Source organism: Paenibacillus sp. USHLN196, from assembly GCF_037144955.1.
GTDB lineage: Bacteria > Bacillota > Bacilli > Paenibacillales > Paenibacillaceae > Paenibacillus > Paenibacillus xylanexedens_C.
Genome location: NZ_JBBCYH010000010.1, coordinates 111,499 through 126,982, shown reverse-complemented (window position 1 = coordinate 126,982; position 15,484 = coordinate 111,499). Strand labels below are relative to the sequence as shown.

Annotated in this window: 11 protein-coding genes; all 11 read right to left on the bottom strand. The window is 46.9% G+C overall.

The window, feature by feature from the left end; genetic code table 11:
* Nucleotides 1-48: 48 nt before the first annotated feature.
* The 11 genes from WFI24_RS22815 to nth all read right to left on the bottom strand — a co-directional run bounded on the left by WFI24_RS22815 (nucleotide 49) and on the right by nth (nucleotide 15,440).
* Nucleotides 49-1,038 carry an ABC transporter permease gene (locus tag WFI24_RS22815; protein ID WP_336764455.1) on the bottom strand — a complete coding sequence of 330 codons (990 nt, stop codon included), beginning with the start codon at nucleotides 1,036-1,038 and terminating at the stop codon, nucleotides 49-51.
* Complete coding sequence (locus tag WFI24_RS22810) at nucleotides 1,031-1,996, bottom strand: ABC transporter ATP-binding protein (RefSeq protein ID WP_336764453.1); 966 nt, start codon at nucleotides 1,994-1,996, stop codon at nucleotides 1,031-1,033. Before WFI24_RS22810 ends, WFI24_RS22815 begins: the two co-directional genes overlap by 8 nt.
* Nucleotides 1,997-2,884, bottom strand: a complete 888-nt coding sequence (locus WFI24_RS22805) for a GDSL-type esterase/lipase family protein (RefSeq protein WP_336764451.1) — start codon at nucleotides 2,882-2,884, stop codon at nucleotides 1,997-1,999.
* A 277-nt stretch (nucleotides 2,885-3,161) separates the two neighbouring features.
* A complete protein-coding gene (locus tag WFI24_RS22800; RefSeq protein ID WP_336764449.1) occupies nucleotides 3,162-3,959 on the bottom strand; it encodes a CAP domain-containing protein in 798 nt (265 codons plus the stop codon).
* 316 nt (nucleotides 3,960-4,275) lie between these two features.
* The gene (locus WFI24_RS22795) at nucleotides 4,276-4,734 is read right to left on the bottom strand and encodes a GNAT family N-acetyltransferase (RefSeq protein WP_036613284.1); all 459 of its coding nucleotides are present in this window, start codon (nucleotides 4,732-4,734) and stop codon (nucleotides 4,276-4,278) included.
* A complete protein-coding gene (gene purT, locus WFI24_RS22790) occupies nucleotides 4,724-5,911 on the bottom strand; it encodes a formate-dependent phosphoribosylglycinamide formyltransferase (RefSeq protein WP_336764447.1) in 1,188 nt (395 codons plus the stop codon). The genes WFI24_RS22795 and purT overlap by 11 nt, the downstream gene beginning before the upstream one ends.
* A 497-nt stretch (nucleotides 5,912-6,408) precedes the next feature.
* Nucleotides 6,409-8,259 (bottom strand): ABC transporter ATP-binding protein, encoded by a 1,851-nt coding sequence (locus WFI24_RS22785; protein WP_036613270.1) that lies wholly within the window; start codon nucleotides 8,257-8,259, stop codon nucleotides 6,409-6,411.
* Nucleotides 8,256-10,028, bottom strand: coding sequence for an ABC transporter ATP-binding protein (locus WFI24_RS22780; protein ID WP_145322364.1), 1,773 nt, complete (start codon nucleotides 10,026-10,028; stop codon nucleotides 8,256-8,258). The genes WFI24_RS22785 and WFI24_RS22780 overlap by 4 nt, the downstream gene beginning before the upstream one ends.
* Nucleotides 10,029-10,352: 324 nt before the next feature.
* A complete protein-coding gene (locus WFI24_RS22775; protein ID WP_336764446.1) occupies nucleotides 10,353-14,039 on the bottom strand; it encodes a dynamin family protein in 3,687 nt (1,228 codons plus the stop codon).
* A 409-nt stretch (nucleotides 14,040-14,448) separates the two neighbouring features.
* Nucleotides 14,449-14,721, bottom strand: a complete 273-nt coding sequence (locus WFI24_RS22770) for a hypothetical protein (protein WP_017687779.1) — start codon at nucleotides 14,719-14,721, stop codon at nucleotides 14,449-14,451.
* A gap of 23 nt (nucleotides 14,722-14,744) precedes the next feature.
* Complete coding sequence (gene nth / locus WFI24_RS22765) at nucleotides 14,745-15,440, bottom strand: endonuclease III (protein WP_036607558.1); 696 nt, start codon at nucleotides 15,438-15,440, stop codon at nucleotides 14,745-14,747.
* Nucleotides 15,441-15,484 lie beyond the last annotated feature (44 nt).

Below are 15,484 nucleotides of genomic sequence, written 5' to 3'. Positions count from 1 at the left end.
AAAAAAATGCCTAAAATGCAAACAGATGTTTTCTTATCCTTGTCCATTTTAATTCAAGATATCCCGTTTCGTAAAGACAAGGAATGACACAATGAGTGAAGCAATGCCCCAAACACTAAGCACAATAAGGGAAAAACCTAAATTCATTCCCTCGATTGGTGGTAATCCGCCAGACAAATAATCAGGAAGTTCGAGATTAACCATGAACAGATACTTCGCCGTCTGCCAAGAGGCTGCCATACTGGTCAAGATTGTTCCTGCAATCAGAGCCGCCATCATGATGACGATACTTGCAGCAGTACTGCGCACAAGCACGGATACCATAAATGCAAGCATGGCTACGATTATACTCACAAACCAGATCAGTCCTGCCTGCATAAGCATATACAGCCACTGGTCCACAGCATGCACTGCCGACATATCAACATCTGTTCCCACAACCTTGAATCCTGTGAATATAGGCATGTTGAAGCCTTTATATCCGAACACGGCACCCGATATGACATAACAGATAATGTAGGCTGATACCACTATGATGGACACAAACATAATCAGCGTGATTAGTTTGCTCAGAAGCACTTTCCAGCGTCTCACCGGACGTGTTAAAAGCATTTTAATTGTACCTGTCGTACGTTCACCTGATACAAGATCTGAAGCAATAGCCATGATTAACAGCGGAATGAACAATCCGACTGCGTTGTTCATGAACTCCCTCGTAAAGGTAACACCGCCCGGTTCTTTGGGATTGATGTCATTTTCAAGATAATACTGCATCTGCTGGATATATACTGTTCTAAATTTCTTGTATTCTTCAGGTACCCGATCACTACCGAGCGAGTTTTGATTGTCTGTGATGGCCTGTTGCAGTTCAAGACGCCAATCGCCACCGAACTTGTCCCGATTATTTTCCGCAGATTTCATCTGTGCATACGTAAACATCGGTACAAGTATTGCAAGTACAATAAATATAATATAAAGCCTTTTTTTCTTCACCATCTTAATCGTTTCATTGCGAATCAGCGGCATGATGTTATTCAATGGATTCACCTTCTGTCATTTTTAAGAATAGTTGTTCGAGTGTAGGCTGAATCCGTTGTACCCCTTCAACCTGTACACCAGCTTGAACCATCTGTTGCACCATATCAGGAATTCGATCTTCATGCATCTCGGCAACAACAGCGTTTGGACCAAGGCCCGCAACAATGGTATCATCCATCACATCCGCAGGTCGACCGACCAGAACAATGCCTGCATCCAGCAACATTTGTTTGCCCTGCTCCAGAGGTGAAACATGCCATATAGCCAACTTGGAATGATCTTCAATCAGTTCGCTAACGCCTCCAACGGCAAGCACGCGTCCAGCACTGATAATCGCTACTCTGTCACAGAGAAGCTGGATCTCACTTAACAAGTGGCTGCTGACAAATACAGCCATACCTTCACTGGCAAGTTGTTTAATAAAGACACGAAGTTCCTTAATGCCTTTCGGATCAAGACCATTCGTCGGTTCATCCAGAATGAGCAGACGCGGACGCCCAAGCAATGCTTGCGCAATACCGAGACGTTGACGCATACCGAGTGAGTATGTTCTGACTTTATCATGAATACGCTGATCCAGACGCACAATATCCACGACTTCCTGAATTCGTTCGTTATCCACCCCTGGTTGCATGCGAGCAAAATGCTCCAAGTTCTCCCACCCGGTCAGATATGTATACACCTCCGGATTCTCAACAATGGAACCTACATACTTCAAGGCACGCTCAGGATCCCGATTCACATCATAACCACAGACTTTAATTTTCCCTTCTGTCGGTTTGATCAGATCCACCAGCATCCGAATCGTTGTTGTTTTCCCAGCACCGTTGGGTCCGAGAAATCCAAAGATTTCACCAGGTTTCACGTCAAATGTAACGTCCTTGATAATCCACTTGCGCCCGATCCTCTTCTTCAGATGCTGTACGGACAGGACGGAATCATACTGCTTCTCTGCCATTTAATTTCCGCTCCCTTCTGCAGGTGTAGCCGCCTGGAATTCCTGTGCGATTCGAACTGCAATCTGCTCGTAACCTTGTCCGTTAGGATGAAAATGATCTGACGAGAGATACTCCCCCAGATGATTCTCAAATAAATCGAATGTAGGGACGAGTGTCATTTTGTCCTCATTGTTCAAAATAGCCAGTGCAGCATCGTTCCATGCAGCAACAACTGCATTACCTGGCTTCTCCAGTTCGTTCACATCGCCAAACGGATTGTACAATCCTATGTACGCAATCTGTGCATCGGGATTGATTTCTTTAACTTTCTTCAAAATCTCTTGAAGACGTTTCGACGTTTCCGGCAAAGCCGCTGCTAATTGTTCTGCTGTTGGTGGATCTTCCCCCTGCAAAACCTGTCCGCCCTGGAACAGATCATTCGCGCCGATGGAGAGCAAAATAAAATTAGACTGTTGCAATACGTAACGCACACCTTGTTCATCCAGTTTTGTCAATAAAGCATCTGTTCTCAACCCGTTAACACCCAGATTATTAAGAACCTGAACGTCATATCCTTTATCTTTGAGCAAGTTCCCTGCACGTCTTACAAAACCAAGTCCTTCATCATCCCCCGTGCCTCTTGCCAGGGAATCGCCGATGACGGCCATCCGAATCTTGCCATCTTCCACGACAGCGGGTTTCCCCTCGATCTCCTTAGATGGAGCAGTTGCCTCCTGGCCTGTAGTTAATGCGGAATCACCCTCGGGGAAAATCACGTCTTTTATGGCGTATCCAAATCCAAATAACAACAGCAAAGTTGCCAAGATGGATACTGTACTGACAGTTCTCCAGATCCATGGTGCTGAATCAAGGCTTTTTTTCTTTTTCATCATCACATCTCCGCTCATGTACACCAATCCGGGTGCTTTATAATTTATAATGACTTTACATTAAGGCGTGTCTGAAAATCCGCTTACTTCGGAGTTTTCAGACACGCCTTGATGATGCTATTCCTAAATAACATAAATGTTCTGTCGTTAATTTGCAAACTTTGGCGCTGCATTCGCAGAATTCATTTTTTATATGTCATTTTACGGAAAAAAGGTTATACCATACACAGATATGAACTGTGTACTGGCATAACCTTGTGGAAAAGAAAATCATACTTTCTTCATTATAAATCGATTACTTACCGATAAACTCTTGTGCCCAGTATCCGTTATAGAAACCTACACCGATATGTGTAAAGTTTTTGCTCAAGATATTAGCGCGGTGACCTTCACTATTCATCCAAGCTGTAACCACTTCCTGTGGTGTTTTTTGTCCTTGGGCAATGTTCTCACCTGCATAGCTGTAAGTTACTCCGAATTGTTTCATCATATCAAACGGAGAACCATACGTAGGTGACTGGTGATCAAAATAGTTGTTGTTACTCATATCTTTTACTTTAGCAACAGCTACTTTGTCCAGAAGTGCATCTGAAGTCAGTGCGTTCAGACCTGCTTTAGCACGCTCAGCGTTCACAAGTTTTACAACTTGAGTAGCAAAGTCGGATTGTGTGCTTTCGCTACCATTATTACTTGTATTTTTACCTGTGTTTGAAGGATCTTTTGCCGGTGTAGTTGCCGGTTTTTCTTCTTGAGCTGGTTGTGCTGGTTTAGTCGGTTGCTCAGGCTTAGTTGTAGGCTCAGCAGGTTTTGTTGTTGGCTGAGTTGGTTTTGTGGTCGGCTCAGCAGGTTTTGTCGTTTGATCAGGCTGCGTAGCAGGTTTCTCTACAATTTGCCCCTCGGATACGGTGTATCCATTTTGTTTGAGCCATTTCTCAATATAAGCTTTCAAGCTGTCTGTACTTGTAATTTTGTACGTTGTGATAGTCTTATATGTTGAATCTGCAGCAGAAGCGGAAGCAGGAAGCATTACCCCTACGGCCAGTACGGCTGTCAGACTACTCGTTACGACAGTTTTCATCCATTTCTTTTTCAAATTCATTCATCTCCTTAAGATTAGTTATTACAACTTTGTAATTAATACTCTAGCAGTATATCAATTCAACAGGAGATTGTGAACCTATAAAATATGGAAAAGTAACTTTTTTGTCATTTTTTAGAATGTTACAGATTTGACTGAGGGCTTATCCTGTAAGGCTCTACCCCCATCGACAAAAGCATAAAAAAAAGACATTCGGACTAAAAATGCTAGTCGAATGCCGCTTCACCATCTATTTATCATTCACCACACCAGAATGTGCAGATCAGGATATCATGAGAATTTCCATGCAATAGAAGAAACTTTATTTATACTATAGAAGAACTTTACTGAACCGATAACCTCTCTTCTGAAAACCAATGTGCTCATAAAAAGAGTACGTTGTTGAAGTCACTTCACGGTTTGCACCCGTGACAAACAGTTGTTTACCACCTTGCTGTCTGCCCCAATCTTCGGCACGAGCCATCAGACGACGGGCAATCCCACCACCACGATGTTCTTGACCTACAATCAGGGAAGTAATTTGTGCGGCAGGTTCTGGATAGGCATGACTTTGCACACATTGCAAGCCAATCACACCAATAATTTGTTCATCCACTTCGGCAACAAGCATGCATGCGTTTGGATTGGTTTCCAAACATTCAATACGTTCTTTCATGACATTGGTTGTTGTCGGATAGCTGACCTCTCGCATCAGTCCCGTTACCGCTTCAGCATCTCGCAGCTCACACTCTCGGATCATCAGTACAGGGGCCTCAACATTATTGGACATGATTTACCTCCACTTTCAGCATATTAGCGGCTTGCACCGCTGTTTTACGAGCTTCTTCCACATCTTGGCCAGCACTTAAGGCTACAGCCATTCGGCGTCCTACTTTGGTCTCAGGTTTGCCAAATACACGAATCTGAGTACGAGGAAGAGCCAGTGCTTCTTCAATCCCGCCTACAGTAAAGTCAGATGTTTCATCATTAGCCTTCAGCGTTGCTGAAGCTCCCGGTGTCAACAGATGTACACCTGTGACCGGAAAACCAAGAATTGCACGTACATGCAGCGCAAACTCGGAACTGTCTTGCGTCACCATTGTAACCATACCCGTGTCATGCGGACGAGGAGATACCTCGCTGAACACAACCCCATCCGATGTGAGGAACAATTCCACTCCAAACAGTCCATACCCGCCAAGTTCATCCGTGACGGATTTGGCAATATGACAAGCTTGCTGCCATTGCTCAGGAGTCATTGCATGAGGCTGCCAGGATTCGACATAATCCCCATCCTTTTGAATATGACCAATCGGAGGACAAAATACGGTGCCTGATACAGACCTAACGGTGAGTAATGTAATCTCACTGTCAAATTGCACAAAGCTCTCCACGATAACACGAACGGATTTGCCACGAGCCCCCGAAAGAGCAATGTTCCAGCAATCCTCCACGTCGTCCGGTGTTCGGCATACACTCTGCCCTTTGCCGGAAGAACTCATCAATGGTTTAATGACACAAGGTGTGCCAAGCTTACGTACGGCTTCCTGAAGTTGTTCCAGGTTGTCCGCAAAAAGGTAGTCAGCTGTCGGAAGTTTCAATTGTTCGGCTGCAAGCCGACGGATGCCTTCGCGATCCATCGTTAAACGTGCAGCTCGGGCAGTAGGTACTACACAAAATCCCTCTTCCTCAAGCTCCAGTAAAGCTTCTGTTGTAATAGCTTCAATCTCAGGTACGATGTAATGAGGTTTTTCTTTACGGATCAATTGTTTCAAAGCTTCGGCATCCAGCATGTCGATGCAGTAAGACCGGTGCGCGACCTGCATCGCAGGTGCGTTCTCATAACGATCAACAGCGATCGTCTCTACTCCCAGTCGTTGGGCCTCAATAACGACCTCTTTTCCCAATTCTCCACTGCCTAGTAGCAGCATTTTTTTGGCTTGAGCCGTAAAAGGAGCACCCCACATGTTCTTTCCAATCCTCCCAAAGAGAAATCTTCTATATCTGTCTCTCTATTTTCGGGGTTTTGGTTAAAGATTGCAAGAGTGTCCCCTATTTTTCTTGTGAATTTTACAAGATTTTTTGTGTTTTTTCGATCAAATTTTACAATTACCGCTTACAGATTCGATACTCCTTCCATTCCTCCCATAATTAAGGAAATGTTAAAAGAACAGATTTTAATACTCCAGCGAATCGAAATACACAAAAAAATCCCAAGTTTAAACCCTTGGGATTTTTCGTTTCTTCTCTGAAGGTTTCATGTAATCTTTATTCACCCTTGACCACTGGTTACAAATAATAACATATGGTTTCAAAGAGGTGTTCCTCACAAACCACTCCGGCTATCCTCTCACCTGTCTTCAATGAATAAGATGCACTTATTATTGAAGGATCAGGCGAAAGAACGCCAGAGTGTTACAAGTTCATAGGTGTTCAGACGCTTCACAGGCGTCCAAGGATATCATCACAAAAATCTGTATTGAGCCTCTATTAATCCATTATAAACACCTTGTTTCTGGATCAGTTGCTCATGGTTACCCTCTTCTTTAATTTCTCCATGATCCAGGACGATAATGTTATCTGCGTTCCGGATTGTCGATAGACGGTGAGCGACCATAAAGGACGTTCTTCCCTGCAACAGCACCTTCAACGCTTCCTGGATTTTAAGCTCTGTTTCGGTGTCGATGCTGGCTGTAGCTTCATCCAGGATCAGTATGCGTGGATCGGCAAGAAGCGCACGTGCAAAGGATAATAATTGCCGTTGTCCCATGGATAATACGTTTCCGCGTTCTTCTACTTCAGTATCGTATCCACCAGGCAGCTTCATGATGAACTCATGTGCATTGACTGCTTTTGCCGCGTCCTCCACCTCTTCATTCGTTGCATCCAGTCGTCCAAATCGAATATTGTCACGGATGGTCCCCGAGAAGATGAAGGTATCCTGCAATACAATGCTGATCTGGCTGCGTAAACTCTCTACCGTTACATCCCGCACATCCTGTCCGTCAATGGTGAGACGTCCACCGGATATATCATAGAAACGGCTGATTAGATTGATGATCGTACTTTTACCTGAGCCCGTATGACCAACAAGTGCAATCGATTGTCCCGCAGCCGCAGAGAAGCTGATTCCTTTCAGCGCCTGTCTACCCTTCTCGTATTCGAACACAACATTTTCGAATGCGATATCTCCTTTAATAGAAGGAAGCGGCTTGGCACCTGGTTTATCTGCGATACTTGGCTTTTCATCCATGAATTCGAAGATGCGCTCTGATGACGCCATTGCAACCAGCAACTGATTGTACATCTGTCCCAGACGGTTGATTGGGTCCCAGAAGTTGCCGACATAGTTGGCAAAGGCAACAAGTAATCCCACGGTCAACTGACCTTCCTGAATCAGGTAAGCACCAAACCAGAAGAGAATCAATGTACCGAAACCACCTGTAATCTCAATCAGTGGTCCGAAGCCTTGGTTCATCGCTGATGCTCTATCCCATGACTTTTTGCTGGACAGGTTCATGTTGTCAAAATACTTCATGTTCTCTTTTTCCTGTGTATAAGCCTGAGTCACTCGAATCCCCTGAATGGATTCATTCAAGTGGGAGTTAATACGAGAGTTCTTCATCCGTACATCCTGCCAGGCACGACGGATCAGGACCCGCAGTTTGGTCGAGATGATAAACATGATCGGCACCGTAATGATCACGGCAAGACCCAGTTTCCAGTTAATCAACAGCAAGATCACAATGATCCCGAGCAGCTGCACGCAGTCGATCATGACGTTAACTGCACCGTTGGTGAACAGATCCTGAAGGGAGTTAATGTCATTCGTAACACGCACCAGTACGGAACCTGCCGGTCTTTTGTCAAAAAAGTTAAAGGACAGCTTCTGGATATGCTTGAACAGATCCGAGCGAAGATCGTAGATAACGCGCTGTCCAATAATGTTCGTCAGTTTGATCCGGTACGTATTGGCAGCCCATTGAATCAGATACAACACGAATATGGAGCCCGCTATAAGATAAAGCATGGTCATACTCGGTAACCCCGTTGCCGGTGCGATGGCCCGGTCAATCGCCAGACTGATCAGAAACGGTACGGACAATTTCGTAATGGTACCCAAAATCATCATTAGAATAACGAGTGGTAACAGTTGTTTCGCATAAGGTTTCATGTATGCAAATAAACGTCCGAATTCTTTCCAGTTAAACGGCTTTTCAATAATTTCATCGTCCTGATAAACAAATCGTTCATTCAGTTTCTTCTCAGAGGCCACTTTTGCCTCGCGCCTGTCTGCTATCGTTTCGGCACTCATGAATTCACCTGCTCCCCAGCCTCCCGCTTACCGCGGGCAATATAATCTGCATATTGAATTTTATAAACATCCTGATATGGTCCAGGCACCTCAATAAGTTCGGTATGTTTGCCACGTTGTACCACGCGACCCTCATCGAGTACCAGAATCTCATCTGCATGTCGTAGTGAAGATATCCGGTGTGCAATAATAAATGTCGTTCTGCCGCGCATGACTTCCTGGAAACCGGACTGAATCTCGTGTTCCGTCTCCATGTCCACGGCGCTGGTTGCATCATCAAGTACCAGAATTTTTGGATTTTTCAGCAAAGCTCTTGCGATCGCAATCCGCTGTTTCTGTCCTCCAGATAATCCCATACCACGTTCACCAACCACCGTGTCATATCCGTCCGGGAACTCCATAATGAATTCATGTGCCTTGGCCAGCTTGGCTGCACGGATAATTTCATCCATGGTGACGTTCTTAAGTCCGTATGATATGTTATTGCGAATGCTGGATGAGAACAGGAATGTTTCCTGGAAAACAGAAGCGATCTGACTCCGCAAACTACGGATACCTATATCTTTGATGTTTTTGCCATCCAGCTTGATCGTTCCCGAGTTCACGTTATAGGCACGCATCAGGAGCTGAATAATGGTCGATTTACCTGACCCTGTTCCCCCGAGGAAACCGATTACAGAACCGGGTGCAGCATCAAAATTAATATCGGTTACCGCTGGCATTTTATTGCCGTAGGCAAAGGTAACGGATTCAAACGTTACATGGCCGTTGACCTGATCTGCCTCCACAATGACCGGATCTTGCGTTTCTTCCACATCCACTGGTGTATTGAGCAGTTCGAGCACCCGTTCACCTGAAGCTTTGGATTGCGTATAGTTGTTGATATGGAACCCAAGGTTCCACATTGGACCGATTATGTACCAGATCAAACTGAAAAAGGCAACGAGTTCACCGAGTGTCAGCGTCTTCTGTATAACCATTCTTCCACCGATTATCAGCAACAGAACGATACTCACCGAAGCAAGAATCTCCATGATTGGAAAATAGCGACTCCACAATGTTGCGGCATGAATCTGATTCGTCTTGTAACGCTCATTGCGTGTGGAGAATTTCTCCACTTCATAAGGCTCACGTGCAAAGGATTTTACCGTACGTACTCCAGTGATATTCTCCTGTACCGCTGTCGTCAGTGAACTGAGCGCCAGCCGCATCTCCTGAAATGCAGGGTGAATTTTGGATTCGAATCTCAGCGCAACGAAGGCAAGTAATGGGATGCATATGAGCGTGAACAGTGTAAGCTGCCAACTCATGGTCATCATCATGATTGCGCCGAATACGACCATCAAAACCATGTTAAGAATCTGGGCGAAACCAAATCCGATAAAGTTACGGATGGCTTCCAAATCTCCCGTGAGGCGGGACATCAGATCACCTGTCTTGGCCGTATCATAATAACGGAAGGATAAAAATTGAAGCTTTTCGTAACATGCGTTACGAAGTCTGTACGCCAGGAAGTTACCCAAGCGTCCTCCAAAAAAGCCATGTAAAAACTGCATTCCCGCTTTCAAAATAACTACACCTAACACAGTCAAGGCAATTATGGGAACGTCTTCAAAAGTGCGCGGAACAATAATATCATCAATCAGTATCCTCAGCATGTACGGATACACCAACCCAAGCGCGGTCGCTAAGGCGAGGAACAAGATTGATACAAATAAATACGTTCGCTTTTCCCAAAAAAAGGTTTGCAGTTGCCTAAGAACATCCATGTTTCTCCTCCTCTTATGTCGTTCAAAAATACTATGAACATTTATGAAGTTTATCACCGTACCCCATTCGCGGCAAAGCGAATAACTGACCATATTCTGCCTGCTTTCAGCTTATTGACGCATTAACGAAGGTAAATGCCCACCTTTCAATCAAATGTTTGAATATTCTCTTTATTTCAGGTTGTTCGTATCAAAAAAAGGCTCCCTATATGCCTTTTCGGCAGGAGCCTTTTTGAGTTGGTTTACGCAACATTTTCAATGTGTTGCTGTATCCATCATTTTGTTTTACAAAGACTTCCAGAGAATACGCACTAAGCTGCGATTTTAACTGCGTTCAATCTGTTCCAGTTGTACAGACAAGCTCGACCATTGCTCGGCCGGAATTCCGCTCTCCAGCGTATCTTGAATTCCGCTCACTGCCTCGTGCAGACGTTCTTCCAACTGACCGGATTGGTGCTGCAAGGATTGACGAAGCTGGTTGTCATAAAACTGAATCAGCTTGTCTTGCGCAGCAGGAAGAACTTCAATGATCATCTGTTTGAGGACAGGATCCAGTGCCTCTTGTAGCCGCTGACGTCCATCCCCTTCGAAGAACTGCTTCGGATTACGGAAATAATTCAAATAGTTCTTCCAACCCGACGGTTCTTCCAAACGGACTTCTTCGAGCACAGGTGTACTCCAACGTTCGTTTAGTGGCAAAGATACATCCATGCCCCCAGATAACTGTCTCACCTCGTCTATACATTCCGTAACTTGCTTCATCAGCCAGGTCTGACCTGCCTGTTCGAGTCTGAGGGTTGTGGCGAGCAGTTCCTGCTCCAGTTCAATCGCAATCATGCGTAACAGTTCACGTCCACAGGCTGCAAAAGCCGCCTTCAGATTGCCCCGATCCTCCCGAAGTACGGATGGATGGAATGCCTCTGCCATGAATAGACCAAGGCGATAGGCGAGTCGCTGCCGCACATGGAAGAGCAATTCTGCTGTTTCCTGTGACAACTCTTCCTTCATGGATCGCTCTGAAAGTCGCTGTATGCGCTGACGTGACTGTCCCTGAATAGCCCCTAGTTCATCCCGCCGCTGCTGCAATACTTCTTCGCCCTGAGCCGCATCCTCTGCACGCTTCTTCAGCCGCTGAATGACACGTGCCATCTCTTCGGAAGCACCACCGACTGCCAGATCGGCTAATTCTCTGCCTGCAAATTGATTGAACTCTTCCTCAAAACGGATAAAACCGGATTGCTCAAGCAGCTTCGAATCGCCGGCGATCTTGCCTTCCATCGCCAGTATACTGGACACCGGGAAGAGTCGTGGTGCCCGAATTCCATTACTGCGTAGTTGGGTGCTCACATGATCGAGAACCTGCTCCAGTTCTTCCTCGGAGGAAGACAAGTCACTGGCATTCACGACAAAGAACATCTGATCCATGGCAGAACTGTCTTTGACACGTCCCAGCTGGTTCAGGAACTGGCGATCTCCTTGTGAGAAAGCATGATTGTAATACGTTACGAAAATGAGTGCATCCGCATTCTTCATATAATTGAAGGTCACACCCGTATGACGAGCATTCACGGAGTCTGCGCCTGGCGTGTCCACCAACACAATTCCTTGTTCAGTTACATCGCAACTGTAATACAGATCGATACTGTCTACAAAACAGGACTTCTTCTCGTTTGCGACAAAATTACGGTAACCCTCCAGATCCACCAACACATCCTGACCTAATTGGTCCGCTGTCTCTTCCCAGCCGGATGCTGCTGCCTGCAAAAAGCTGTAATGCGGGCGCCCCGCGGGATGAACATCCTGTGGCGATAGGGAACGTACTCGCTTCTGCCACTCGGTTCCAGGCTCACCCAGTCCGAGCAATCGGAAGGAATAGCCGAGATCTTCCTGGAAGGCGTCCCGGGTCTTCATGCGGACCCGGGCTGTTCCATGCTCCGCGCCCCCGGCTGGAGCCATAATCCGGTTAATCGCCGCTGTCGTTGGATGCGGCGAGACGGGTAGTACGGCTTCGCCCAGCAACGCGTTGGCGAAGGAGGATTTGCCGGCGCTGAATGCTCCGAACAGCGCCAGAGTGAACGTGCCGCCCGCAAGCGAAGCCGCGCGTGCACGCAGATCCCGTACCGCCGACCCCATGGCGGGGTACGGCTCTACCAGCGCAGCAGCGGCTTCGAGCCGTGCCGCTGCTGCGTCCAGGCGTCGGCGGCGTTCAGCACCAGCCGCCGACGATGGCCCAGGCACTCCCGCTGCAGCTGTGCGCTGCTGCGGCGGTGCCTCTTGCGTCTGTGGCTGCGCAGCCACAGACGCTGATGTGCCCGCATGCGGACCGGGAGCTTCGCCCGGTCCAGGCACCGCGGGCACGTGCGGGCCCTTCACCTCCGGCAATAGCCCGGAGGGGAGGGGGCCCGCATCAGGCAGCAGGCTGCGCAGCCCTGCTGCCTCTGCGGCGGCGCTGCGCTGGAGCGCCGTGTAGCGCGCCGCCGCCGCGGATTGCGCCAGCAGCGCTGCGCGGCTGGCGTCCAGCGCCTGGAGCGCGGCTTCGCCTTGCGCAGCCAGCACCTCCAGCATGCGGTCGGCCAGCATCATGGCCGACTTGCGATAGCGGGCCTCGATCTCGCCCCGCAGATCTTTGCTGAATTGAATCACATACTCTGGAGAGACTTCCGCACTGGCACTGCGTTTCATCTCCAATAGTGCTTCATCTACAGCAGGCAGCTCCGTATTGAGCGCCTGCTCCCACTCCGTTCCCCATAACTGCTGGGATTCACCCAGCTGCCTAAGCATCGTACGAATATGTACTTCCACTTGTCCGGAAGCCTGATCCTGTAATAGCCGTACCAGCTCAGAAGCACGGCGTTGTTTCTCCTGCTCGGTTTTACCGTTTGAGAACAATAAGCCTACCCTGAAGCCCGGTTTACGGCTCTCCAAATAGGCAGCAGCCGACGTACGAATATCGGCAGGAGTCAGATTCGCGTTCGCAAGAAGGGGTTCCAGCTCTGCCCTGAACTTCTCACGCACTCGCGAAGGCCCGGTACGAATATCTGCTGCTTGTTGATCGAGAAGCTCCAACTCGCGTTCCAAGCGTTCAATTCCTTCCTTGCCACCGATCTCATCCAGGAGGGAACTCTCTTCATCCTCGCGTTTCTCCGCTTGTCTCGTCAGGTGTTGCTCCGTTACATGATTGGCCGAACTTACCAAACTGTGCTTAATTAACGCTTCCTTCTCTTGCATCATGTGTCCAATGAGTTCCGGAAGCACATCCCACTGGTTGTAGCGATGCTCCTTGTCGCGGAGGGAAGTAAACAACAGTCCGTCATATCTGACTTCCCAAGCCGCAAATATAGCTTCCACACCTTCTGTGTATTGCTCAAAAGAAAGCTCCCGTTCCCGATGCTTGTCGATCTGGTTCACGATTAGAAACAGCGGTTTGCCCCAATCTGACAGACTCTTGGCAAATGAAAGGTTTGTCTCGGACTGAACATGATTATAGTCCATGACATAGAACACCACATCAGCCAGATGGAGCGCGGAATGAGTCGCGAGACTGTGCCCCCGATCTGTTGAATCCACACCTGGTGTATCCAGCAGAACAGCATCATCTTTCAGCAGCGGGATATCATCCCATACCTCAATCGAGCTATAAGCTCCACCATTTTTGCAATACGCCTCCAATTCCTCTGGAGAAACTTCAAGTGTCCCTGCTCCATTGTCAGCGCTTACGTTTGGTGATGTATAAATGAGCGCTCTCGGTTTACCATTACGTATGGATACCACATTCGCACTTGTTGGCACGGGGCTTGAAGGCAGCACCCGCTTACCGCATAAACTGTTGATTAGACTCGATTTGCCTGCAGAGAAGTGACCACAGAACGCAATCGTCAGATGTTTCATTTCCGCCTTGCTGATTAAATCCGTTAAAGCCTTTACAGCCGTATGGTCCCCTGTCTGCTCCATCGCTTCACGCAGCGGAAGCAGAGGTTTGGCCATTTCTTTTGGGTAATCTGTTCTGGACATGACTGGCCTTCCCCCTGGCTCCTCTAATTTGACATCCGTTTCGACGTCTATCTCTTTTACAACATTTATTTTAACATTATCAAGTTTGAATTTGAACGGTTGGAATTGAATATACATGACACTACCCAGTAAATATAAGAAAAGCTTCCGATCGAAGCACTATCGATAATGAATCATTCGTGGTTTAGCGGGTGCTTTTCTTGCGATCAACGAATCTTTTCAGCTCCACTTAAAGCGTATAGATTCTAAAAACTAAAAAAATAAAACCGAAACAAGTCGGTTTTATCTGTATTACGTTCTATATTCAGCAATCAGTCAAATGTCTGTTGCATTGAATGCCATGTTAATCACCTCAACCAAGATGATTAACATGGCATTAACGCAACAAGACCACTGGAGTAATCACTTCTTAGGAAACTGCGTTCTCCATGGAAGGCAGCAAGATTTCAAATACTTGTCCATGTTGCAGAATTGTAATGTCTCTGCCTTTGTCTCTCATAACAACAACTTCTGGTTTAACGGACATACGCTCCAGATAATGTTCAGGCACGTCGCCAGAGTGGCTTACTGTGATACCTTCTACTTCTTTTTCTTCATTTTCAGCCATTTCCTGTTCAACGATTTGTTCAAAGATATCGGAGAAGGCCTCAAAATTGTCAGTGTACACGGAAATGCATTTCATGATTATTCATCCTTTTCTGCTCATTAATTTATTTTTCGTTTTCGGGTGGTGACACGTTCCTTATCTTTCCTGATTTGGGACGTTTTCATACGTTTTTTCCCTTCCCTGCATATGTCCAGCAATGGACAGATATGACACGCAGGGTTCTGTGCCTTGCAATGGTAGCGTCCAAAAAATATAAACCGGTGGTGAGTTAAAGTCCACTCATCCCGGGGTACGCGCTTCATTAGTTTCTTCTCGACTTCAAGTACGGAGTCATCCCAACCTGCAAGGGCCAGCCGCTTGGATACTCGTTCAACATGAGTATCTACCGCAATTGCCGGTACTCCAAATGCGTTGGAAACAACTACATTCGCGGTTTTCCGCCCGACACCTGGTAGCGTCACAAGCTGATCATGTTCCTGCGGTACATCGCCGCCATACTGCTCTATTAAAATTCGGCACATGTTCTGAATATGCTTGGCCTTGTTCCGATACAAACCAATTCGCCGAATATCCTGTTCCAGCTCTTCGAGAGGAACCGCCAGATAATCTGCTGGGCTTCTGTATTTTTGGAACAAATCTGCGGTTACCTTGTTCACCGTTTCATCGGTGCACTGTGCAGACAAAAGGACAGCTACCGTCAATTCAAATGCATTGCTGTGATTTAATTCGCAATGTGCATCAGGAAACATTGCTTCCATAGTTTCGAGTATATGTCTAACCGTCGCTGCATTCATGAAGAGCTACCTCCCACAAAATGACTCCATTCTGCGGAGCCTTA

Bases quoted from the DNA above. Each gene is read 5' to 3' on its own strand.
- WFI24_RS22785 (WP_036613270.1), bottom strand. From the start codon at position 8,259: ATGAGTGCCGAAACGATAGCAGACAGGCGCGAGGCAAAAGTGGCCTCT.
- WFI24_RS22805 (WP_336764451.1), bottom strand. From the start codon at position 2,884: ATGAGCGGAGATGTGATGATGAAAAAGAAAAAAAGCCTTGATTCAGCA.
- WFI24_RS22775 (WP_336764446.1), bottom strand. From the start codon at position 14,039: ATGTCCAGAACAGATTACCCAAAAGAAATGGCCAAACCTCTGCTTCCG.
- WFI24_RS22780 (WP_145322364.1), bottom strand. From the start codon at position 10,028: ATGGATGTTCTTAGGCAACTGCAAACCTTTTTTTGGGAAAAGCGAACG.
- WFI24_RS22810 (WP_336764453.1), bottom strand. From the start codon at position 1,996: ATGGCAGAGAAGCAGTATGATTCCGTCCTGTCCGTACAGCATCTGAAG.
- WFI24_RS22795 (WP_036613284.1), bottom strand. From the start codon at position 4,734: ATGTCCAATAATGTTGAGGCCCCTGTACTGATGATCCGAGAGTGTGAG.
- purT (WP_336764447.1), bottom strand. From the start codon at position 5,911: ATGTGGGGTGCTCCTTTTACGGCTCAAGCCAAAAAAATGCTGCTACTA.
- nth (WP_036607558.1), bottom strand. From the start codon at position 15,440: ATGAATGCAGCGACGGTTAGACATATACTCGAAACTATGGAAGCAATG.
- WFI24_RS22770 (WP_017687779.1), bottom strand. From the start codon at position 14,721: ATGAAATGCATTTCCGTGTACACTGACAATTTTGAGGCCTTCTCCGAT.